The organism is Mycobacterium sp. 852013-50091_SCH5140682, from assembly GCF_001665685.1.
Classification (GTDB): Bacteria; Actinomycetota; Actinomycetes; order Mycobacteriales; family Mycobacteriaceae; genus Mycobacterium.
In genome coordinates this window covers 1-20745 of sequence record NZ_LZTB01000118.1, presented here as the reverse complement: position 1 = coordinate 20745, position 20745 = coordinate 1, and the positions used below count along the sequence as shown (strand labels likewise).

The window sequence follows — 20745 nt, the reverse complement described above, 5'->3', positions numbered from 1 at the left end:
GGCAGGGAGTGTTGCGTAGCCAATGGGAGCCCAGGTCGGTGAGCGTATCGTTCCTGTTGATCAAGCGATGGGCCTAGCCAACGACGTGCGGTACTTCAAGCGTCGGCTTGCCCATGACGTCTCGTCGGCCAGCCGAATGCCAATCCTCAACGACCGGACAGGTGTTCGTGAAACGTGCGACGGCCGAGGTGGGTGACCTGGCACATGACGGCTGCGCCGTGCTCGTGCACCCCGTAGGCCAATTCGCGTAGCCACGGCACGATCTCATCCTTGTAGAGGTGCAGATTGCCGAAGGCCGCCGGGCTGTTCGGGGCGACCACCGCCGAGCCGCACATCATGGTCAGTGAGATCCCACCTATGGCTTTCTCTTCGTGGTAGAGGCTGTATCGCCGGTAACAAGTCCTGAATCGGACAGCAGGCGGAGTGTCGACAGGTTCACGGCAACCGGGGCGCCGCATCCAACGCAATCGCGTTGGCGTTTACCCATGTGACTCAATCACTTTAGGGTCGTGCACTGTGGTCACATCGGTGGCATGGACCGGCCAGGGCGTTGACAACCTTGGGTTCTGCAGAACGGTCGGGATGGTTCAGCGGCCAGCCAGGGCTCGCTGCGGTCTTATCGCATAGCGCCGACGCGGTCGGCTCAGAGGTCATCGACGGATGACGCAAAGACTTTTCCGAGGTTTAGATTGATTGCATCCCGTGTTTCGTATACGGTGCACGCAGAGGAGGTTGCTATGTCTACCGAAGTCCCTGACCTTGTTACCGAGGGTGACGCTGCCAAACCGGAAGGGGGTTACGGCCATCTGGTGCTCGAGGACCGCGTGGATCGCCTGGCGTACACCGACGCGGACGTTTTCGCCGCCGAGATGCGCAACATATTCGGCAGAGTGTGGGTTTACGTTGGCCACGCCAGCGAGATTCCACTTCCGCACGACTTCGTGACACGAACGGTGGGCGGACGCCCGCTTATCCTGACACGGGATTCGGCGGGCGAACCGCACGTGTTGGTGAACCGATGCCGGCACAGGGGTGCGACCGTTTGCCGCGTGGACAGTGGCCGAACAAAGCGGTTCACCTGCCCGTACCACGGGTGGGCGTACGCCAGCAATGGAGACCTCACAGGTGTGCCGTGGCCCGCGGGCTACGGCGAGGACTTCGCTGCGGCTGACTTTCCGCTTCAACGGGCAAAGGTGGACACTTATCGGGGTTTCATCTTCGCAAGTCTGAACCACGGAGTCCAAGCACTGAGCGACTACCTCGGACCCGCCGCGGAACTCATCGACGCATGGATCAACCGGTTTCCTGGTGGGCGGCTGGTGGCAAGACACGGTGCCAACCGCTTGACGGCCCGGGCCAATTGGAAACTGGCACTTGATAATTCGGCTGACGGCTATCATCCTGCGTTCTCCCACAGGTCACTGCTGCAGATGGCATCCCGCCACGGCGACGGAAAGGACATGGGCTATTTTGCGGAGAGCCCCGACGAGGGGCCGCTGTACGCTCAGTATCTCGGAAACGGGCACATCTTCGTCGATCAGCGACCGGCCTACAGCGGTACCGGATCCCTATGGGAACGTCAGCGACCAGCGCCCGGCCGTGAAACCTACGAAGCCCTCATTCGAGCCGAGGGATCAGAGGATGCTGAAGCGCGACTGGACCTCACCGTCGGTGCACAGATGAACCTGACGATCTTTCCTAACCTGCTGTTCATCGGAAGCCAGATTCAAGTACTGGAACCGATTGCCGTCGATCGCACTGAATTACGTTGGTATGCGACGTCTTCAGCTGAGGTATCGGATGCGTTGACGACGATGCGGATGCGCCACCAGGAGGATTTTCTTTCATTCGGCGAGCCCGACGACCTTGCCAATTTTAACGAGTGCCAACGGGGTTTATCGGTTCCGGAGGTGCGTTGGGTAATGATCAACCGCGGATTCGGCGTGCCCGACCGTCAGCAGCACGATGAGCGAGGTGTCGTAACCGGGCCAGTCACCGACGAGCTTCCGGCGCGAGGGTACTGGAATTACTGGGCCACTCTCATGTCGTCGGACGTCGAATCCGGGGGAGTTGTTCAGTGACCGTTACCCCCGCCGGCGACGACCCGGCAGCTGTTTCGCGCTACATCAACCCGGAGCTCTATGCGCGCATCGTCCGAGACGCGCACCAATGGGACCTGCCGGTGACCCGGCCCGACCGGCTCGTTCAGCGTGGATGCGAAGCGTTGCTTTACCGCGAAGCTCGACTGCTCGACGAGGGCAAGTTCGAGGAGTGGCTCGACATGTTCGTACCCGAGCTAGTCTACTGGGTGCCCGCCACCCCCGGCGGCGGTCAGCCCGACCGCGAGGTGACCATCGCCTTCGACGACCGACGCCGACTCGAGGACCGCATCATTTGGTTGCGTAACGCTTTCATCTGGAGTCAGATACCGCGGTCGCGCACAGTGCGTTCCATCTCCAACATAGAGGTCATTGACGCCGATGACGGCGACTACCTCATACGGTCTGTGGTGAACATTGCCGAGGTGCGTGGTGGACACCGCGACAATTACGCCGGGTACTGCATCCACCGTGTACGTAGCGGCGAAGGGGGTTTGAAGATCGTCAGCAAGCAGGTCAACTTGGTGGATTCCGACCTGTCGCATCACGGCAGCTCCATCATTCTCTGATCGGCCGATGGCTACGGTGTTGGAATTAAGTCGACGTCTGCGCGCTCCGCGCCGTTGTCTTCGCCGCTAGCTCAGAGGAAAACACGCCCGGCGCCGGACGCGCCTCCCAATTACAGCCACCGTCAGGCGCGGCTGCGTCAATGTCAATCCCCGGGTTGCCTAACGAACTAGCTTCTCGCAGACTGTTTCACGGCCGCGTGCAGTGGACCGTCAGATGATTGGATATCGCCTTGAACACTCCCATGTCGACGAGCCAACGCGACTGCGATCGTCAGGTCGCCGAGGCTTTGCGGGCAGAGGTGACGTCGTTGCGTAGACAGCTTGCGAGACGGTCGCGGTTGCTCGATGCCGTGGTCGGTGCCACGGTGTGGGATCAGGCTGTTTACGACAACCGCACCGATCCACGGTGGCTGCAGATCGACCGGGATGATTGGGCCGAGATTCTTCGGGCGTCCAGCCTGGTGGACAGTTGGCGACCGTGGGCGGCATCTGGTCCCGTGAAGTAGGCCCGGTCTAGCACGTCGAGTAACAACTGGCGGGGTGCCCCGGGACGGCATTGCTCTCAGCGGGCAACTGGGCCGCCCGCGGGTGTTCGATCTCGGCCGTTCATGATGTGAGCGCGCATGGCTTCGCGCGCCAAGTGTGGGTCGCCTTGCGCGAATACTTCGAGCAGCTGTTCGTGGTCTTCGATGAAACTGTCGTACCCCCCCGCGGCGAAGAAGTCGTGGTAGATGTGGCCTGACATGGCTTGGCCCCAAATCAAGTCAAAGCATGTGAGCATCAAGGTGTTACCAATGGCTTGCACGATGGCGCGGTGAATCATACGGTTTGCTTGGAAAGACGATTGCGCATCATCCAGGGGCATGAGGGCACTGGCCTCCGCCAACGCCCGACGGATGCCATCCAATGCACCATCCCCGAGTTCGGCGATGCGCTCGGCGGCATAGGCCTCGATCGCCAGCCGAGCCTCGTAGTTATTAGCGATGTCGGTCGTGGACAGATTGCGCACGACGTACCCTCTGCGGCCGCTGGGTTCGACGATCCCCTCGGCGAGCAGGCGCTGTAAGGCATCACGTACCGGTGTGCGGCTCACGCCGAGCTGCTCGGCCAGTTTGTCCAGCACCAGTCGGTCGCCGGGGGCAAGCCGTCCCGAAAGCAGCTCGCCAACAATCTGCTCGTAAACGTCGTTGACGAGTTGGCCTGGATCCCACTCAATTCGCTGCACAAACCAGCACCATACCCCGGATGCGGTATACGGCGAAGCCTTGCGTCGTGGTCGCATTCCGTGTACGGTATGCGACATGGGTGACAATGGCTTTTCGGTCGTAGTGGATCGCGCACTGTGTGACAGTCACGGGCAATGCGTCTTCGCCGCCCCGGAGGTGTTCTCCTTCGACGATCTGGGCGAGTTGCTGTACGAAGAGCGAGCTTCCGAGGCATCGCGAGGCGCAGTCGAGAACGCCATCCGACTGTGCCCTGTCAGCGCTATCGCGATCGACGGTTAGCCGATGCGGCGCATCGTCATCGTCGGCGCGTCTCTATCGGGCCTGCGTACAGCACAGGCGCTGCGCGCAGAGGGGTTCGACGGAACCTTGACGCTGGTCGGCGCCGAGCATCATCTCCCGTACGACCGTCCGCCCCTGTCCAAGGGGGCGTTGCTCGGTACGTCGACACCGCAGGACCTGTTCTTGCCCGGTGGGACGGAGCTCGGCGCGGAGTGGATTCTTGGGCAGCCGGCAACGGCGCTGGATCTTTCGCAGCGCTGTGTACATATCGGTGATGAGACGTCCGTAGGCTTCGACGGTCTGGTCATTGCGTGTGGTCTGAAGGCACGAAGGCCGGGATTTGCCCGGTACATGGCGGGGGTCTTTCACGTCCGCGAACTATCGCACAGCGCGGAGCTCGCGACGCGACTGCAACCGGGTCACCGACTGGTCATCGTGGGTGCCGGCTTCATAGGTTGCGAAGTCGCAGCAGCCGCACGTCAATTGGGGGTTGATGTCACCGTGGTGCACCGTGGAACGCAGCCGCTGCAGTCGGTGCTGGGGGGAGAAGTCGGTGCACTTTGCGCAACCATGCACAAGGAGCACGGCGTGAAGTTCGTGCCCAACACATGCGTTGACGCCCTAAAAGGTAAGGACTACGTCACCGGTGTCAAAACGTCTGACGGTACCGTCATACCGGCGGACACCGTCGTCGTGAGCACAGGCGCGCAGCCGGCAACCCAGTGGTTAGCAGGATCCGGCCTCGACGTTGAGGACGGCGTGTTATGCGACTGCCGGCTGCGAGCGGCCGGCGCAGACTCGGTCGTCGCTGTCGGCGATGTCGTCCGCTGGCCCAATGGCGTCTTCGATGGCGAAAAGATGCGCGTAGAGCACTGGACGCAGGCCGCAGAGTCCGCAGTGGCAGCAGCTCGTTCCCTGCTTCACGGCGAAACCGCGTCCCCCTATCTCACAGTGCCGTCGCTCTGGTCGGATCAGTACGACACCAAGATTCAATCCGTGGGTCTGCCAAGATTAGGCGCTGAACAGCGTGTCGTCGTTGGCTCGTTGAATAGCGGATCGTTCGTCGTTGCCTACCTTCGTCGCGACCGACTAATGGGCGCAGTGGCTTTCAATCGGCCCAAGCCGCTCGCCGCGCTGCGGATGGCCATCATGCGGCTTGAGCCGTTACCGCGCAGCTTTGGAAGCTATGGGGCAGCCGCTGGAGCCACTGACGTGCCCACGACTGCGCGCGCGCGGTAGGAAGCAGGTCAACGTGTGCGGATTGGCGGTATGCGCCCATCGCCGCCCAAGGCGAATAGGTGCTGAGCTCGCGACGATGCTGGCTGCGCAGAGCCATCGCGGAGTGGATTCAGCGGGGTTCGCCCTCTTTGGCGTTCCCCGCCCGAACCGGTGGATTGTACGAGGGCATCAGTCATCTCAGGACGCGGTGCACGCCTCCGTCGAGGCAATCGCCGATCGTTTGCGAGACGCAGGTGGCAACTTCATTGCCGACCCGTCGCACACTACGTCCAGCAGCGGGGGTGCTCTGCTGAGATTCGAGGTCACGCCGATTACGCGGCCACGCGAATGGTTCGACTCTTGCGAACAGATCGACGGCTTCACTTTGCAATCTGTCGGGACGTCGCTGGAGATCGTCAAGGACGTTGGCGCCGTGGGAGAAGTCGTCGAACGACATTCGCTGGCCGAATTTGTGGGAACACACGGAATTGCGCACACTCGAATGGCATCGGAATCGGCCATCTCCACCCTGTCGGCCCATCCATTCTGGGTTCGACCAATCCTCGATACGGCGGTCATCCACAACGGACAGCTGACGAACTACAGGAGGCTGGGACGCGATCTCAGCCGTCACGGCTACCGGCTCACGACCGACAACGACACCGAAGTGATTGCCGCGCTTGTGGCCGGTTGTCGCACGTCCGGTTCGACGCTTCCCGTCGCACTGAAGCACACGACGGACCGGATCGACGGTGCTTACGCCATCGTGGTTGCCGACCCACAAATCGTCGCCGTAGCGTCGGACAATCGCGCTGAAAAGCCCCTGGTTTCGCGTGTCTCGACAGATGCAATGTTGATGGCCAGCGAGCATCGCGCGGTCGTGGTGGTCAGCGAGGACAACGCAACTGTGTTCCATGACCAGCCCGATGCGGTCACCGCATGGCCCGTTCCGGCGGCTTCGGAGACGAGCTGTGTGTCATGACGACTGAGGTTTCCAGTGCGCTCTCGAGGCTGGACTGCAATAAGTTCCTCGACATCCGTCATATCAACGGCGGCATTCGCAACGCGGCGGCCGAAGGTGGTCGCATAGCCGTCGACCGACCTGAGGCGCGGCACAATCTGGCTGTCGCACCGGGTCGGCAGGGCTCGATTTCAATTTTCGGAAGCGTTGGTGCGTTCTGTGGGGCACAGAACACCGGTGCTGTGGTGCATGTACACGGCAGCGCGGGGTGGGGTGTTGCTGAGGGTATGGCCGAGGGATTCGTGCGAGTCGACGGCAGTGCGGCGGCCGCGGCTGGCGCCGCGATGAGCGGCGGCGTCCTGCACATTCGAGGTTCAGCGGGCCCACGAGCCGGCGCGGTCATGAGCGGCGGCGCCATCGTCGTCGAAGGGCACCTTGGTACCGAGGCCGCGCAGTGGGCCCGTGGCGGAACCCTCGTTGGGTTGGGCAATGCGGGGCCGTCGGCCGGGGCCGCCATGCAACCCTCAGCTGAGCTATGGGTACGGGGGACGGTAGTCAGCCTGGGGCCGTACGCGGTCGCTGCGACGCCGACCGCTGTTCAACGAGAACGCCTTCGACGAATCCTGGGCCACGTCGGCACCGAGGTGTCGGGCACCGCGGCGTTCGCCGAATGGACGTTGATCGTGTCGTCGGCCGGCCACGACGACACCGCGGAACCGAGTGCACGTGGCTAGCTTCGACGATCTCGTTTTTCAACCCGCCGCGCTGACGCGGATGGCCTTGGACACGAGCCAGGTTTGCCACACCGAGACGGTTCTCGGAGCGTCGGGGCGAGCAATGGAGCCTCTTGTCTTGTCGATGCCGGTGTACATCAGCTCGCTACGTTCTGCCGACGTTTCCTCTGCCGCCAAGCGCGCCCTGGCCGGTGGAAGCGCACTGGCTGGAACCACTTTCGTCACCGGAGACGACGGAGTGACGACGGAGGAAAGACGAGCGGCTGGACGATTCGTCGTCCAGATAGCACCGTCGCGCCGAGGTATGGCGCCCGAGATTCTCGCCCAGGCTGATGGCGTCGAGATCGTGTTCGGTCACGGGAGGTACCGCGGTATTGGGGTAGTTGACTCTGGCACGGCGATGGGCGAGCCCATTCAGCATCCCGACATAACTGGCGCCGACGACTTGCCGGTCAAAATCGAGCAACTGCGTGAAGTGACCGGACACCGTGTGCCAATATTTGTCAAGATCGGTGCGGGGCGCACCTATTTCGACGTTCGCGCCGCAGCCCATGCTCGGCCGGACGTCATCGTAATCGACGCGATGGACGCCGAGGTGTCGATCATGGGATCGTCGCTGCCGCTGGCAGCGGGCGAGCCCTTGATCAGCGCTATCGGTTCCGCCCGACGAGCGCTCGACGAGCTCGGACTCTCCGGTTCGATTTCGCTGGTTGCGTCCGGCGGCATTCGAACCGGCACATCTGTGGCCAAGGCGCTCGCCCTGGGTGCCGATTGTGTAGCGGTGGGATCTGCGCTTCTGGATCTTCCGTTAGAAACTGATGACGGGGTGACCCTCGTCGCGGGTCGTCTCCGATCACTGTCCAACGAAGCGCAGCGGTGGGCAATGGCATGCGGTAAGTCCGCAGTCCAATACCTCGAGCCGGACGACCTTCGCGCGTTAGACGTGAACGCGGCGGCAATTTCGCGGATCAACCTTGCAGGAGCGATGTAGGGCGGGCGGGGTCTACTGAGGCGGAAGGCAACATCTGGCCCGGAGGGGCGATGACGACCCCGGCCGAGTCGTTGGGGTTCGACCTCCGCTGAACAGGCCGACATTGGTCGATGCCATCAGACCGTTGTGCTCGGCACCCGGGGTCTAGGCGCCCGGTGACCGGAGAACAGATCGGATAGCCCAACGAAAGCATCCGACATTCTCGCGCAAACCTCGCACCGGAATCGGAGACAACGATGGTGGACTCATTCACGAACTGTCCACCGCCCAGATCATTCGGGGTGGAGCTGTTTGATCGTTCACATGCATGGGGTCGACTTCTTGGATTCCTGCGTATGTCACTCATCTGTCAGTCATCGGCAGCCGCACTGCGCGGCGTCCGCCGACGTGATTGCTCGTAGTCAGCACACGTGCACTGCGGCGCATCCGGGATGTCGTTCAGCGCGTTCCTATCGAAGGTCGAACTCTTCCAATGGCTTTCGAGAGGGAAAGCGAGCGTTACGGATGCGTCCCTCTCCTCCGTGGGATTCGCGGGCGGACACTTCGCGCTGCAGGCATGCCGTCAAAAACTCCTCATAGCTCTAGGTCTCTGCTCAGGCTCGTTCGGCGAGGCACTCGACGGCTCCACGCAACGTGGGCACTTTGAGCGCCCGGGTCAGATACGCCAACTCCGCGGCCACGTCACGGCCGGCGGCGGTGGAGGACTTGGTGGCCATCACGCCACCGGTCTATCGATATCGACTAGAGCGTCGTAGTCCGACAGGCAGCGCTGCTCGACCTCGACGTCCTTCGGGGCCCTCAGGACGTCGAACCGGTTGCGGCGCATCGCCTTGGCGGCCTCGACATGCTCCGGGTCGCTGTGCCGCCACCCCCACGACGCTGCCCCATGCCAAGATCGCTGCCCCATGCCAGTGTCTTCGCGAATTGATCCGGCGTCGGGTTACGGACGCCGTCCCAATCCCGCCGCCGAGTGCGGCCATCGACGATATTATGGTGTTCTCCAAATGCCTTGTGCGCAGTGTTAAGCGAGGGTTGCGCGCGTGACGGGGAGACTAGGCGAAATGTCAGAGGGTGTTCTGGAGTTCGTACACTTCCACGTTGGTCGGGGCCGACAGACCGGCTTTTTCGTAGTTAGCTATGAACTCCGGATCAGAGATCATTGTCTCCATCGCTTCTCTGCTGCGCCACACGTCGACGATAACGGCGCCTGAGTCGGTGAGGGCGAAAATATGCGACTGACGCTCGGGTTGCTCGGACACGATGGGATGCTCGATTTCCTGCGCGTAGCCGCACGCTATATCTGAAGGATCACCAGAGTATTTGAGGATGACAACCACTGCCATTCGACTCCCTTTCGCCTGTGATTTCGCTGAACGGGAAGACTTTGCTCAGCGGGGTTCAGCCAGCCTTTACAACAAGGCCGAGCCCTGCGCGCCTTGGCAATTCCGCGTGCTCGTCCCGTACTTCGTGTTTCGCATACGGTAAAGGCCTGGGGGCGAAACGTCAATATGTCCGCCGCTGTCAGGAGAGCTGAACGAATCCCGTCCACCCAGCCCCGTCTCGCCAAGCGGTCGACGTGCAATGTGGTCCGCTGCGGACCGCAGATCCCACTTCTGTGACACAGGAAAGCGTTTTTCACGCTCCGTGACTTTTGCCACATCGCCGTATTTGGCGTACCGTATGCGGAGATCGGTACGGACCCCTACGCACGAGGGTTTCGGCTCTGCGCGGCAAGCGTTTTGGAATGGCGGCGCGGTGCTGGTCCTATCGGACCCCAACGTGCTTTGTTGAAGGCAACTGTTTACGGAAGACGAGGATCCCGGGAATGACGACCAGCAAATTCATCGAGCGTCACGGCTTGTACACCGCCGCCGACCTCGACGCCGCAGCAAAGTCTAAAGAGCTAGCTGACCAGCACGGTGTAGAGATCGTGCGCATCGTCTGGCCCGACCAGTACGGCCTGCTGCGCGGCAAAGCGCTGACCAAGGACGCCTACTTCGCCAGCCTGGAATCGGGCAACGAAATAACAATGGCGCCTTTCTACTTCGACACCGCAAGCACGATCGTGCTCGATCCCTTCAGCGCTGACGGCGGCTTTGCGCTCGAGGGACTCGGTGGAAGCCCTAACGTCACCATGGTGCCCGATGCCCACACATTCACGGTGCTTCCGTGGGCACCGAAGACCGCACTCGTGTTCGCCGATCTCTACATGACCAACGGCTCCCTGTTCCCACTCGCCCCTCGAACCGTCCTACGCAAGACCCTTGACCACCTGTCTAAACACTGCTTCAAGCTCATCGGTGGCATCGAGATGGAGTTTTATCTAACGCGAATCATCGACGCAAGGCTGACGGCAGGTTCCTTCCTCGGGGGCCTCGGAACGCCGGCGGATCCCCCCGTCGTCGCGCCCGTGGCGCGCGGCTACAGCCACAATCTCGTCGACCATCTCGACGAGATCGACGACATCCTCGCTCCGATCCGTGCAGCCGTGATGGCAATGGGTCTGCCTTTGAGATCGTTCGACGACGAATTGGCGCCCAGCCAAGTCGAAACGACCTTCGACGTGCTCGAGGGGCTAGCGATCGCCGACGGCGCCAGCCTGTTCAAGATGGCGGCCAAGCAGATCGCCAAGCGCAACGGCCACCTCGTGTCCTTCATGTGTACGCCCGCGATCGAAGGATTTTTCGCAAGCGGGTGGCACCTGCACACGTCGATCTCCGACATCGACTCCGGACTCAACCTCATGGTGCCCACTGCGGGGGAGGTGCTCTCGGAGATCGGTCGTCACTACGTCGGCGGAACGCTCGCGCACGGCATCGCCGCCTCGGCGTTCTCCACTCAGACGGTCAACGGCTATCGACGTCGCCGCGCCGAATCCTTGGCGCCTGACCGCTTGACCTGGGGCGTCGACAATCGAGCCGCGATGGTTCGAGTAATCAGCGCGCCCGGCGACACCGCTTCCCATGTCGAGAATCGCGTCGGCGAGTCAGCCGCAAACCCGTACTTGTACTTGGCCGCACAAGCTGCATCTGGATTGGATGGCATCTTGAAGAGAACTGAGCCGGGTCCGCTGAGTGAGGACCCTTACAAAGCCGACGTGGCCCAGCTGCCAACAACGCTCGACTCAGCGCTGGAGGCCTTACACCGAGACGCCTTCTTCCGCCAGGCATTCGGCGATGATTTCATTGACTGGTTCGTCCGGGTGAAACAAAGCGAGGTAGACCGCTACAACAAATGGGTCGCCGAAAACCCGGACGCCTCCTCCTACGTGAATGGAGTGACCGACTGGGAACACCGGGAATACTTCGAGCTGTTCTGACTCTGCGAAGAGGTAGCCACCCCCTACCGCAGCATTGGGTACCGATGAAGGTTTCGTTCACATCACCACTGTGGCGGCGCGGAGGCGGTCGGTGAAAGGATGTTCGCCACGCCAGCTTCTGCACCCGGCGCGAGGAATTCAACACCACATTTACAACGGGGGAAGCGTTGCGATAGCGCGTATAAGCCCTATCGTGCTTCTGGCCTACGTTTTTGACCGTCGTAACCAAATGACGCGCCTGACCGTGGGGAAGCAGTGGTCTGATCAATTCCGAGACGCAACCTCACCCCGCATCCGGCCGCGGCTCGCGCAGACCGATACACCTGCAACGAGTTGACCAAGCCAACTATGTTTGACCTCTACTGGCGTCGAGCATATTTCGGCGACGCCAACTACCCGTGTCGAGTGCGGTCGGACGGTCCGAGTGCGGACCACTTTGCACCGATCCAATTACAGTCGGAGCGCGCGCAGGACTGATCAGGTCACTCCGGGCGGCAGGTTCAGACGCTCGGCGAGTTCGGTGTGGGTGATGTGCCGTAGGTGCTGCACACCGTCAAACCCTCGGCGTGAATGTGGAAGACGGTGCGTTTGGTGTAGACGCCGGAGACACACTCAACGTCGGTGAGTGGGTAGTCGCATACGGGAACGAGTTTGGGGTTGACGTCCCTGTCGAAGAGGCTCATCATCACGAACACCTGCTTGGCGCCGATCGCCAGGTCCATTGCTCTGCCGACCGGGGATGGCGCGGGTGCGCCGGTGCTCCAGGTTCGCGAGATCGCCGGTGGCAGAGACCTGGAAGGCGCCCATGACGCAGACATCGAGGTGGCGGTCGCCATCATCGCGAAGCTGTCGGCGTGGTAAGGGCCTGGTAACAGTACGCAGCCCCGGGCAGTTCACCTGACGGGCAACTTACCGGCATCGGTGGGGTCGGGGGTCGACCTCACCGCCGGCTCATATTCAGCATGCCGTTCTCGGTGTGCCAGCACCACACCGGAACCATCTGGCAAGTGATCGGCGGCACTGGTGGGCAACCCGATGCCGGGGTTGACGAACGAGCTGCGCGGAATGTTGGCGGCCAGTAGGGCTGCCAGCTCCAACTTGGTCGGCGGAGTCGTCGCAGGGGCACCACCCGGTCGACGTAAATGCTCGGCGTCACAACCATTTCGGGGTCCGGTGCACCGCCTGCGACGACGTCGCGCACCTGGGCAATCGTGGTGGTCCCAGCAGTGGCCATCCTGTTGCCTCATCTCAAGATGCGCGCGTAGGGGGATTCGTTGCCTCACGTAGTCGTGCGCGCTTGTTGATCTGGGGTTGGGTGGTGGTCGCGCCGGCCTTGGTGGTGGTGAGGGTGAACAGCTGCGCGGTCAGGGCGTGCACCTGACGTCTGGTGGCGGCGGGATTGATCAAGGAGTACGCGCGGGTCATCGCCACGATGCGTTCGGCGGTCAGCGTGATCGATCGCGCGATGAAACGGAGTGGCGGCCTCGTCGTGCTTCTTCGACACCTTGGCCCCTTTGCGGACCTTGGACACCAGCTTCTGCTGCGGGTAGAAAAAGTTGGTCAACGCGGATTGCAACCGCCAGATCTCGTTGAGTAGCAACAGTTCTGCGGCGGTGTTGTAGCGGTAATAGCCGACCAGTATGCGTACCACCGACCAGTTGTTCTGCTCGACGTGACAGCCGTCGTTTTTGTTGCCCGGACGCGATCGGGTGAAGGTGATCTTGCGGTCCGCACACCACGTGAACGGTCGTCGTTGATGAACTCTGATCCGTTATCGCAGTCCACCCCAGGATCGGAAAGGGCATCGCGCGGGCGATGTCGTCCAGGGCGGCCTTCACGCATTTGCCGGTCCGCTCAGGCATTGAGCGGTTCTCGGTCCAGCCGGTGGCGATGTCGGTGACCGTCAAGGTCGAGGCGTGGCCCCCACCGCGGATGCCGCCGTCGTGGAAGACCGTGTCGATCTCGACGAAGCCGGGCACCGCGTCGTCCCATTCGGCCCAGGTCCGTATCGGGATCTGACTTTTGAGCAGCGATCCCGGTTTCGTCCCCACCCGACCGCGCGGCCGGAGTTTGGCGCGCTCGCCGGCCAAGCGGCGGTCGATGGTCGCCGCCGACATCGACACCAACAACTCGGCGGTGCCCTCATCGATGTCCAGCTCCCGGAAGTGGCGCAGCACGGCCACCAACTCGGTGAGCATCGGTGCCAGCCGTTTACCGGCGGGCATGCCCAGCACCGTCCAGCACACCACCAGTGCTGCGATGACCTCGGGTCCGTACTTCACCGGCCGCGCACTGCGCGGGGGCGCGGCCTTGGGCCGCACCGCGGCGTTGAGTGCTTTGCGGGCATGATTGCGACGCCACCCGGTATGGCGCACAACTCATCGAGGATCCGGCCCTTCTCACCCTTGCTCGCCAACCGGTACCGGACTGCGGTCGTCTCCGTCACAGCTCTGCGTTCAGCCAACGACAACCCCATCCACTGGGCCTACGCGCGCATATTCAATGAGGCAACGAATCACCCATTCACGCGCATTTCTGACGAGTCAACGCGGCCATCACCGGTCCGAAGTTTCGCGCAGTCTTTCGATACTCCAGGTTTCCCATTCGACTTCGATCGGCGCGGTGGGCGCCGATCGAATGGGACATCACCGCGAAGCGGGTACTCCAGCAGATACGTGCGGCTGTCGATGATGCGCTCCTCCTTCCCTTCCTCTCCTTCCTTTCCGCCAGGGGTGTGCCGACGGCAGCGGGGCAGTAGAACCCGCCGATACCCGCACCGGCGGCGCGCATGCGTTCGGCGAGCGTGCCCTGCGGGATTACTTCGAGGTCGACTTGGCCGGCACGGTAGGGCCCGTCGAACCCACGAGTCTGATTGGCGCGGAAAGGAGCAGACGACGTTTGCGGTTGTCCTCGCCAGCCTGGTTGGCTCAGCCGCACGCGACGTCGCCGATTGAATCATGCTGTAAATTGCGGGCGTTCGTGAGGACACAGGCCAGAGCTGAGGCAGCGAGATCGTCGGGACGTGCTGTGCCAACGCCGGGACGAACGGGTACGGGTGGCGGCGTAGACGAGGCAGGAGCGATGCACACTCCGACGCTAGCTACGTGGGCCGACGTAGTCGTCGGCCCTACGGTCGCAAGAGTCGCCAATTGCGGCGAGCAGAGACAGGATGTTCATCACGAACGCAAACGATCGCGGGTCCCTGTTTCCTCACCAATCCTGTCAGCGGCACGTGAATTCTGACCCCGGCGCGGCAACTGAATTTTGACCCCCTGGTCCGGTGGCCTGGCTCTAGTCGAGCCAGGAGGGCCAGAAGGGAATGTTGTCTGTGGAAGATTGGGCTGAGATTCGTCGTTTGCACCGGGCTGAGGGGTTGCCGATCAAGGCGATCGCGCGGGTGCTGGGTATCTCGAAGAACACCGTCAAAGCGGCGTTGAGTTCTGATTCGCCGCCGAAGTATGAACGGCCGCTGCGGGGTTCGGTGGTCGATGAGGTCGAGCCGCGGATTCGTGAATTGCTGCAGGCCTATCCGCGGATGCCGGCGACGGTGATCGCCGAGCGGATCGGTTGGACCCGGTCTATCCGGGTTTTATCTTCGCGGGTGGCCGAGTTGCGGCCGGTGTATCTGCCACCGGATCCGGCCTCGCGGACCGCCTATGCCGCCGGGGAGATCGCCCAGTGCGATCTGTGGTTTCCGGACGTATCGATACCGGTGGGGTTTGGCCAAACCCGCACCGCGACCCGGTTGCCGGTGTTGACGATGATCAGTGCGTACTCGAGATGGCTGATGGCGATCTTGATTCCGACTCGGCGTTGTGAGGATCTGTTCGCCGGCTGGTGGGAGCTGTTCTGTCGACTCGGCGCGGTGCCGCGAGCGCTGGTCTGGGACGGCGAAGGTGCGATCGGCCGGTGGCGGGGCGGACGTGTCGAGCTGACCAAAGAATGCCAAGCGTTCCGCGGGGTACTGGCCGCCAAGGTCATTGTCTGCAAGCCCGCCGACCCGGAAGCCAAAGGCCTGATCGAGCGCTCTCACGACTATCTGGAGCGCTCGTTTCTGCCCGGCCGGACTTTCGCTTGTCCGGCTGATTTCAACACCCAGATGGCCGACTGGCTGGCTGTGGTCAACACCCGCACCCGCCGCGCTCTGGGGTGCGCACCGACCGACCGGATCGACGCTGACCGAGCGGCCATGCTGGGCTTACCGCCGGTTGCCCCAGCCACCGGCTGGCACTCGTCGTTGCGGTTGCCGCGCGATCACTACATCCGCCTGGATGGCAACGACTACTCGGTGCATCCTGCTGCGGTGGGGCGTCGGGTGCTGGTGCGGGCGAATCTCGATCGGGTGCAGGCGTTCTGCGATGGGCAGACCGTTGCAGAACACACCCGCATCTGGGCCACCCACCAAACGATCTCCGATCCCGGGCACGTGGAGGCGGCAAAGGCATTGCGGCACAGACGAACCCAAATCCCACCACCGCTCGTGGAATCAGAGGTGCCGATGCGTGACCTATCGTCCTACGACACCGCGTTCGGAGTCGATCTCGATGGCGGGGCCGCCTGATGGCCACTACCAAAAACGCCGGCCCCGGCCGGGACGTGACCGCCCACCTGGCCTACCTAACGCGGGCGTTAAAGGCACCAACCCTGCGGGATTCGATCACGCGACTGGCCGAGCGGGCCCGGACCGAGAACTGGACGCACGAGGAATACCTGGCCGCCTGCCTGCAACGTGAAGTCTCCGCCCGCGAATCGCACGGCGGCGAAGGACGAATCCGATCGGCCCGGTTCCCCGCTCGAAAATCGTTGGAGGAGTTCGACTTCGACCATGCCCGCGGACTCAAACGAGACACCATCGCCCACCTGGGCACCCTGGACTTCGTCACTGCCCGCGACAACGTCGTCTTCCTCGGCCCGCCCGGCACCGGCAAGACCCATCTGGCGATTGGACTGGCGATACGGGCCTGCCAAGCCGGTCACCGCGTCCTGTTCGCCACCGCCGCCGAATGGGTGGCACGACTGGCCGAGGCACACCAGGGCGGGCGCATCCACGCTGAATTGACCCGACTGGGCCGGTACCCGCTCATCGTCGTCGACGAGGTCGGCTACATCCCGTTCGAACCCGAGGCCGCCAACCTGTTCTTCCAACTGGTCTCCAGCCGCTACGAGCGCGCCAGCCTGATCGTCACTTCCAACAAAGCCTTCGGCCGCTGGGGTGAAGTGTTCGGCGACGACGTCGTGGCCGCAGCCATGATCGACCGCCTCGTTCACCACGCCGAAGTCATCACGCTGAAAGGAGACAGCTACCGACTCAAAGACCGAGACCTCGGCCGCACACCTACCGCGGCCACCACCACCGAGGAATAATCACCAACCACCAACCGGCAGGGGTCAACTTTCACCTGCCGCCAGGGGGTCAATTTTCAGCTGCTGCCGACAAATCCAACGCGTCAGGCGAGCGAGACGACCACGGCCTACCCGCGCAGCAGCCCGTTCTGGAACGCCGGGGACAGCAATTTACGTCTCCGTTCCGGCTGTCACCCAGCCGACGAACCTAGATTCGGGATCGAACTTCTTGCGCAGCGCCTGAATTCTCGTCCAGCTCGAAGCGCTGAAAGACCTGGAAAGTCGCGTCGGCGCCGCGGTGAGGTCCGTCTCACCTAGCCAATACCCTTCGGTCACCTCAGACAGCAGATCGGCTGTTTCTTTCACCCACTGCAAGTTTTCCTGGTCGGCATCTGCGGACTGCCACAGTGAGTAGACAAGGACGAACGTTTTGCGCCACATGGAGAAAGCCGCGTCACGCGGGACGGTTCGCAGAGAAGGCGTCACCGCCAGTATCTGCGACTTCGGCGACGGGCCTCTAGTCGCGTGATCGGCAACGATTCCGAGCGCCTCGTGCGTGGACAGGTCCAGCCAGAACGAGTCGCCCTTCATGCGAAAGCCATCTGGCATGAAGGCATCGAATAGTTGAGGCAGGTCTTGAAAGCGAAAGGGCGCAGCATGGTTGCTGATCAGTGCCTGATTGACGTGGGGCCCCCGGCGCAGCGGATCGAGAGCTGCATCGGCGTCGGCTTCGCTTTGCTCGAATGCAACGGCGGTCACGACGACGAAATTGTCCTCGGGCGGAGCGTCGAAACCAATGACTTCAGCCACGCACCGGCCGGCCAGAGTTGTCGTGAGCTCGACGGTGGGCCGAAGGTTAGCGGACAGCTCAGTCAACCATCCGGTGATCTCACTACGAAGGTGCGCGGGATATACGTACGTGCTGACCGCAACCCCGTGCGGGAGGTTCTGGAGTTGAAGATGGTACCCGGTGATGACACCGGGAAAGCCAGCGCCGACGCCTCGCGCGAGCCACATCAGGTCCGGATCGGAGACGTCGTCGACGGTACGGTGTGCTCCGTCGGCGAGAACAACGTCAAGCCCAGTTACGCTGAAACATGCCTGTCCCCAGACATTGAAGTTGAAGCCGAGACCGCCACCGAGGAGATAGCCACCCATCGCGACGCCGCCACAGTGTCCGATAGGAAACGCAAACCCTCGCTCGGCCAGCCTGGCGGCGAGGTCGCGACCCGTCACACCGGGGCCCACCACGGCAGTCGCCCGAGACTCATCGATCGTGATCGTGTCCAAGGCCGAAACGTCGATCACCAGCGCGCGGTCGCGGACGCTACTGGCAACGTAACTGTGTCCACCCGATCGGATTGCGACGGGAATGTCGTGCATGCCGGCGTGCCGAACGGCATCGCGTACATCCTCGAGATTCGCGGCACTCACGATCAGATCGGGGAAGTCCTCTGGGATCCGCTCGTTCCACGACAGTGCCCTTCGCCGTGCCTCGTACAGCGCATCTCCGCGGCGTACAGCGCGACCTATGACATCTGTCGCTTCGGACGCGACGCCGGCCGCAGACGCGTCAATTGAAGACGTGGGGGAATCGGTCATCGTGCACGCGCTCCGAAGAAAGAAGACGCACGGCATGCAAGCGCTCGGTGCGCGAGTGTTCGCGTACCGCTATTCGTCATGACAAAGATCTTCACCTGTGTCCTCCTTCAATCGAGCAATTAGATTTCTATGTGGGCTCGCTAGGCCGCGGCGGATCTGGCGGTGCTCGACACCGTCGCTCCCTACGGCGACGTGCCGTAGGGGCCGTACCACGCAGCTGCTGCCGAGTACCGTATACCGAATTTGAAATACTGTCTAGGTTCATTTGGCGGTCAAACCGTTCGAGTCTTGACGCCCTGGGCGTTTGGCGGCCGGGTTGTCAACGGCGATGGACGGCCCTGGCAGGCGCCGCTGACTGAAGCGACTAGCCGGCCCCGACCTCTTGTATGAGGTTCGTAGTCGGTATACGGTGTCCGAAATACGAAGACCAATCGCGAGTTCAACAGAGGAGTCGGGACATCGATGGCTAGGAACCAACAGACCGGCACGTTAAAATCTGGCGCGATTGGAACAGCGGGGATGGTCTTCGCGGTCATCGCGATGGCGGCGCCGCTCGCGGCAACAGTGAGTAACGCTCCCTTGGCAGTTGCCTTCGGCGACGGAGTGGGAGCACCAGGCGCGTGGCTCTTGGCAGCATGCTCGCTGGCCCTCTTTGCCGTTGGCTTTACCGCGATGAGCCAGCGCATCACCAACGCGGGCGCGTTCTACGCCTACGTCATGGAGGGCCTCGGGCGCCGTGCTGGAGTAGCCGCTGGCTACGTCGCTCTGGTGAGCTATAACGCGTTGGCACTCATGATTGCCGGATTCTTCGGGTATTTCGCAAGTGCAGCGGTGAAGACCGAAACGGGCCTAGACGTGAACTGGGTGGTCATCGCGGTGCTCGGCACCGTAGCTGCGGGCCTGCTCGCCTTCCGCGGAGTGGAAGCGAGTGTGCGAGTGCTCATGTTGCTGCTATGCGTCGAGACGGCATTCCTAGTCTTGCTGAACCTGGCAGTGTTATGGCATGTGGGACCCCATGCCTACACTTGGCATGCCTTCCGGCCGTCGGACGTCTTCGCCGGCTCGCCGGGCACGGGCCTCGCGTTCGCGTTCTCGGCATTCCTAGGAATGGAAGCGACTGCGGTCTTCGGCGAGGAAGCGCGCGACGCCAAGCGGATGGTTCGACGCGCCACCTACATTGCCGTCTTGATTCTGACGGTTCTCTATACGGGATCGAGCTGGTCGGCGGTCGCGGCTTTCGGCGAAGACGGCGTGGTCTCAGCGGCACGCTCTGATCCGGGAGGCTTCGTATTCACGATGGCGCGCACTTCGCTAGGGGATTGGTCCGTACACGTCCTTGACCTGCTGGTCGTCACAAGTATGTTCGCCGTCCTCGTTGCGGCACACAGCTCGGCATCGCGGTACAAGTTTGCACTAGCTCGATCGGGCTTCTTACCCGAATCGTTAGCTCGTACTCACGGGCGGTTCAAGACACCGTACGTCGCTGGCCTTGGACAAGTGCTGTTGACGGTAGCCGTCGTGCTGATTTACGCGCTCTTTCACGCAGATCCGCTTACCCAGTTCGCAGCCACATTCGTGGGTCTGTCGGCCCTGGGCGTCGTGTGCTTGGAAGTGGCAGTGTCCGTCTCGGTAGTGGCCTTCTTCTGGCGAAAGCGACCACGTCTTGTCGGACTTTGGACCTCGACCGTGGCTCCGATTCTCGCCACGGTCACACTAGGATCGGCCGCTGTGTTGATCGTCGTGAACTTTGGTCTCTTGACCGGTTCGGAATCGCGTCTCATCGCCATGTTGCCGTTGGTCCTCGTCGTCGCGGCCGTGATAGGCGCGATCGTCGGTGGTCGTCAAGAACGGTACCGAGTAACCCCACATGAGACGCCTACTGAGGCGGACGTTTGACGATGGGCACCCTTGGCGATTTCGTTACGCGGTGACGCTGAGGCGGGGGTTCCGGCCGCGTCGCTCCTGATCAGCAGCCTGGCTGCCGCCCTACACTAAGGCGCAGCGTTCCCCAACGTCGGCATCAGCTGCCGATTCGCATGCATCTCTGACCGCTCGCGACTTGAGTTCCATGACCTTCAGCCGTCTCGTTGACGACGGTAAGAATTCGGGCCGCAGCAACGGGTTCAGCACTCACCAACGTCGTAGCACCAACGTACCCTCCTCTTCTCATGGTTACGGGGCGGCGAATAGCTCTGCGAGGCATAGGTATTCAAGAATCAGTCGGGCATGCTTGTTGATGGCGTCTTGATTGCGTGCAGGTATCTGTCGGCTCCGGTTCAATCCTGAGCAGCCTGCTCCGGTTGAAAAATGAGCGGGTTACCGGGTTAAGTCTGCCTGACGATCGGCTTCCACGGAGGGCAGTGTGTCGATCGCGGTGTGTTTGATGCGGTAGCTGGCGCCTTTG

At 62.4% G+C, this 20745-nt stretch carries 19 protein-coding genes and 3 pseudogenes; 12 read left to right on the top strand and 10 right to left on the bottom strand.

Translation table 11 applies throughout. The features are described from left to right. Positions 1-146 precede the first annotated feature (146 nt). The gene (locus tag A5784_RS29710; RefSeq protein ID WP_502687549.1) at positions 147-458 is read right to left on the bottom strand and encodes an oxidoreductase; all 312 of its coding nucleotides are present in this window, start codon (positions 456-458) and stop codon (positions 147-149) included. Between the two features lie 279 nt (positions 459-737). On the opposite strand from A5784_RS29710, the gene A5784_RS29705 reads away from it, so the two are divergent. The 3 genes from A5784_RS29705 (at position 738) to A5784_RS29695 (ending at position 3174) form a co-directional block, all read left to right on the top strand. Then, positions 738-2081: an aromatic ring-hydroxylating oxygenase subunit alpha gene (locus A5784_RS29705; RefSeq protein ID WP_082945159.1), complete on the top strand. Its 1344-nt coding sequence runs from the start codon at positions 738-740 to the stop codon at positions 2079-2081. Further along, positions 2078-2668: an aromatic-ring-hydroxylating dioxygenase subunit beta gene (locus tag A5784_RS29700; protein WP_064948450.1), complete on the top strand. Its 591-nt coding sequence runs from the start codon at positions 2078-2080 to the stop codon at positions 2666-2668. The genes A5784_RS29705 and A5784_RS29700 overlap by 4 nt, the downstream gene beginning before the upstream one ends. A gap of 230 nt (positions 2669-2898) precedes the next feature. Next, positions 2899-3174 carry a hypothetical protein gene (locus A5784_RS29695; protein ID WP_156750851.1) on the top strand — a complete coding sequence of 92 codons (276 nt, stop codon included), beginning with the start codon at positions 2899-2901 and terminating at the stop codon, positions 3172-3174. A gap of 56 nt (positions 3175-3230) precedes the next feature. Here A5784_RS29695 and A5784_RS29690 read toward each other — a convergent pair whose 3' ends face one another. Next, complete coding sequence (locus A5784_RS29690; RefSeq protein WP_064948448.1) at positions 3231-3893, bottom strand: GntR family transcriptional regulator; 663 nt, start codon at positions 3891-3893, stop codon at positions 3231-3233. 76 nt (positions 3894-3969) lie between these two features. On the opposite strand from A5784_RS29690, the gene A5784_RS29685 reads away from it, so the two are divergent. From A5784_RS29685 to A5784_RS29665, 5 genes are all read left to right on the top strand, one after another. After that, positions 3970-4173 (top strand): ferredoxin, encoded by a 204-nt coding sequence (locus tag A5784_RS29685; protein ID WP_064948447.1) that lies wholly within the window; start codon positions 3970-3972, stop codon positions 4171-4173. A gap of 3 nt (positions 4174-4176) precedes the next feature. After that, the gene (locus A5784_RS29680; protein ID WP_064948446.1) at positions 4177-5412 is read left to right on the top strand and encodes an NAD(P)/FAD-dependent oxidoreductase; all 1236 of its coding nucleotides are present in this window, start codon (positions 4177-4179) and stop codon (positions 5410-5412) included. A gap of 76 nt (positions 5413-5488) precedes the next feature. Beyond that, positions 5489-6373, top strand: coding sequence for a class II glutamine amidotransferase domain-containing protein (locus A5784_RS29675; protein ID WP_232006293.1), 885 nt, complete (start codon positions 5489-5491; stop codon positions 6371-6373). Next, on the top strand, positions 6370-7086 hold the full coding sequence (locus A5784_RS29670) for a GltB/FmdC/FwdC-like GXGXG domain-containing protein (RefSeq protein ID WP_197514917.1): 717 nt from the start codon (positions 6370-6372) through the stop codon (positions 7084-7086). Before A5784_RS29675 ends, A5784_RS29670 begins: the two co-directional genes overlap by 4 nt. Further along, complete coding sequence (locus A5784_RS29665; RefSeq protein WP_156750850.1) at positions 7079-8077, top strand: glutamate synthase-related protein; 999 nt, start codon at positions 7079-7081, stop codon at positions 8075-8077. The genes A5784_RS29670 and A5784_RS29665 overlap by 8 nt, the downstream gene beginning before the upstream one ends. 458 nt (positions 8078-8535) lie before the next feature. Here the strand turns inward: A5784_RS29665 and A5784_RS29660 are convergent. From A5784_RS29660 to A5784_RS29650, 3 genes and pseudogenes are all read right to left on the bottom strand, one after another. Continuing rightward, positions 8536-8793: pseudogene (locus A5784_RS29660) on the bottom strand (ATP-binding protein); the annotation flags it as partial. Next, positions 8793-8984, bottom strand: coding sequence for a hypothetical protein (locus tag A5784_RS29655; RefSeq protein ID WP_064948442.1), 192 nt, complete (start codon positions 8982-8984; stop codon positions 8793-8795). The pseudogene A5784_RS29660 and the gene A5784_RS29655, both read right to left, overlap by 1 nt. 157 nt (positions 8985-9141) lie before the next feature. Beyond that, positions 9142-9420, bottom strand: coding sequence for a hypothetical protein (locus A5784_RS29650; RefSeq protein WP_064948441.1), 279 nt, complete (start codon positions 9418-9420; stop codon positions 9142-9144). Between the two features lie 482 nt (positions 9421-9902). On the opposite strand from A5784_RS29650, the gene A5784_RS29645 reads away from it, so the two are divergent. Continuing rightward, on the top strand, positions 9903-11396 hold the full coding sequence (locus A5784_RS29645; protein ID WP_064948440.1) for a glutamine synthetase family protein: 1494 nt from the start codon (positions 9903-9905) through the stop codon (positions 11394-11396). Positions 11397-11896: 500 nt separating this feature from the next. Here A5784_RS29645 and A5784_RS39415 read toward each other — a convergent pair whose 3' ends face one another. From A5784_RS39415 to A5784_RS37905, 3 genes and pseudogenes are all read right to left on the bottom strand, one after another. Continuing rightward, on the bottom strand, positions 11897-12118 hold the full coding sequence (locus tag A5784_RS39415; protein WP_232006292.1) for a sugar phosphate isomerase family: 222 nt from the start codon (positions 12116-12118) through the stop codon (positions 11897-11899). 526 nt (positions 12119-12644) lie between these two features. Beyond that, positions 12645-13872 (bottom strand): annotated as a pseudogene (locus tag A5784_RS39990) (DDE-type integrase/transposase/recombinase). Between the two features lie 47 nt (positions 13873-13919). After that, positions 13920-14333: a CoA-transferase gene (locus tag A5784_RS37905; protein WP_082945155.1), complete on the bottom strand. Its 414-nt coding sequence runs from the start codon at positions 14331-14333 to the stop codon at positions 13920-13922. 382 nt (positions 14334-14715) lie between these two features. Here A5784_RS37905 and istA point away from each other — a divergent pair, with 382 nt between their 5' ends. Next, positions 14716-15957, top strand: a complete 1242-nt coding sequence (gene istA, locus A5784_RS29630; RefSeq protein ID WP_064948439.1) for an IS21 family transposase — start codon at positions 14716-14718, stop codon at positions 15955-15957. Beyond that, positions 15957-16760, top strand: a complete 804-nt coding sequence (istB, locus tag A5784_RS29625) for an IS21-like element helper ATPase IstB (protein ID WP_064948438.1) — start codon at positions 15957-15959, stop codon at positions 16758-16760. The genes istA and istB overlap by 1 nt, the downstream gene beginning before the upstream one ends. 150 nt (positions 16761-16910) lie before the next feature. Here the strand turns inward: istB and A5784_RS29620 are convergent, their stop codons facing one another. Then, positions 16911-18341 carry an FAD-binding oxidoreductase gene (locus A5784_RS29620; RefSeq protein ID WP_197514916.1) on the bottom strand — a complete coding sequence of 477 codons (1431 nt, stop codon included), beginning with the start codon at positions 18339-18341 and terminating at the stop codon, positions 16911-16913. Positions 18342-18803: 462 nt separating this feature from the next. Between A5784_RS29620 and A5784_RS29615 the strand changes: the two genes are divergently transcribed. Further along, the gene (locus A5784_RS29615; protein WP_082945154.1) at positions 18804-20237 is read left to right on the top strand and encodes an APC family permease; all 1434 of its coding nucleotides are present in this window, start codon (positions 18804-18806) and stop codon (positions 20235-20237) included. A gap of 420 nt (positions 20238-20657) precedes the next feature. Here A5784_RS29615 and A5784_RS38580 read toward each other — a convergent pair. After that, positions 20658-20745, bottom strand: a pseudogene (locus A5784_RS38580) (AAA family ATPase); the annotation flags it as partial.

What these genes read in the sequence shown, in the direction of transcription:
- istB (WP_064948438.1), top strand. Translation starts at nt 15,957, where the DNA reads ATGGCCACTACCAAAAACGCCGGCCCCGGCCGGGACGTGACCGCCCAC.
- istA (WP_064948439.1), top strand. Translation starts at nt 14,716, where the DNA reads ATGTTGTCTGTGGAAGATTGGGCTGAGATTCGTCGTTTGCACCGGGCT.
- A5784_RS29675 (WP_232006293.1), top strand. Translation starts at nt 5,489, where the DNA reads ATGCTGGCTGCGCAGAGCCATCGCGGAGTGGATTCAGCGGGGTTCGCC.
- A5784_RS29645 (WP_064948440.1), top strand. Translation starts at nt 9,903, where the DNA reads ATGACGACCAGCAAATTCATCGAGCGTCACGGCTTGTACACCGCCGCC.
- A5784_RS29620 (WP_197514916.1), bottom strand. Translation starts at nt 18,341, where the DNA reads ATGACCGATTCCCCCACGTCTTCAATTGACGCGTCTGCGGCCGGCGTC.
- A5784_RS29705 (WP_082945159.1), top strand. Translation starts at nt 738, where the DNA reads ATGTCTACCGAAGTCCCTGACCTTGTTACCGAGGGTGACGCTGCCAAA.
- A5784_RS29655 (WP_064948442.1), bottom strand. Translation starts at nt 8,984, where the DNA reads ATGGGGCAGCGATCTTGGCATGGGGCAGCGTCGTGGGGGTGGCGGCAC.
- A5784_RS29615 (WP_082945154.1), top strand. Translation starts at nt 18,804, where the DNA reads ATGGCTAGGAACCAACAGACCGGCACGTTAAAATCTGGCGCGATTGGA.
- A5784_RS29710 (WP_502687549.1), bottom strand. Translation starts at nt 458, where the DNA reads ATGCGGCGCCCCGGTTGCCGTGAACCTGTCGACACTCCGCCTGCTGTC.
- A5784_RS29670 (WP_197514917.1), top strand. Translation starts at nt 6,370, where the DNA reads ATGACGACTGAGGTTTCCAGTGCGCTCTCGAGGCTGGACTGCAATAAG.
- A5784_RS29650 (WP_064948441.1), bottom strand. Translation starts at nt 9,420, where the DNA reads ATGGCAGTGGTTGTCATCCTCAAATACTCTGGTGATCCTTCAGATATA.
- A5784_RS29685 (WP_064948447.1), top strand. Translation starts at nt 3,970, where the DNA reads ATGGGTGACAATGGCTTTTCGGTCGTAGTGGATCGCGCACTGTGTGAC.
- A5784_RS29680 (WP_064948446.1), top strand. Translation starts at nt 4,177, where the DNA reads ATGCGGCGCATCGTCATCGTCGGCGCGTCTCTATCGGGCCTGCGTACA.
- A5784_RS39415 (WP_232006292.1), bottom strand. Translation starts at nt 12,118, where the DNA reads ATGGACCTGGCGATCGGCGCCAAGCAGGTGTTCGTGATGATGAGCCTC.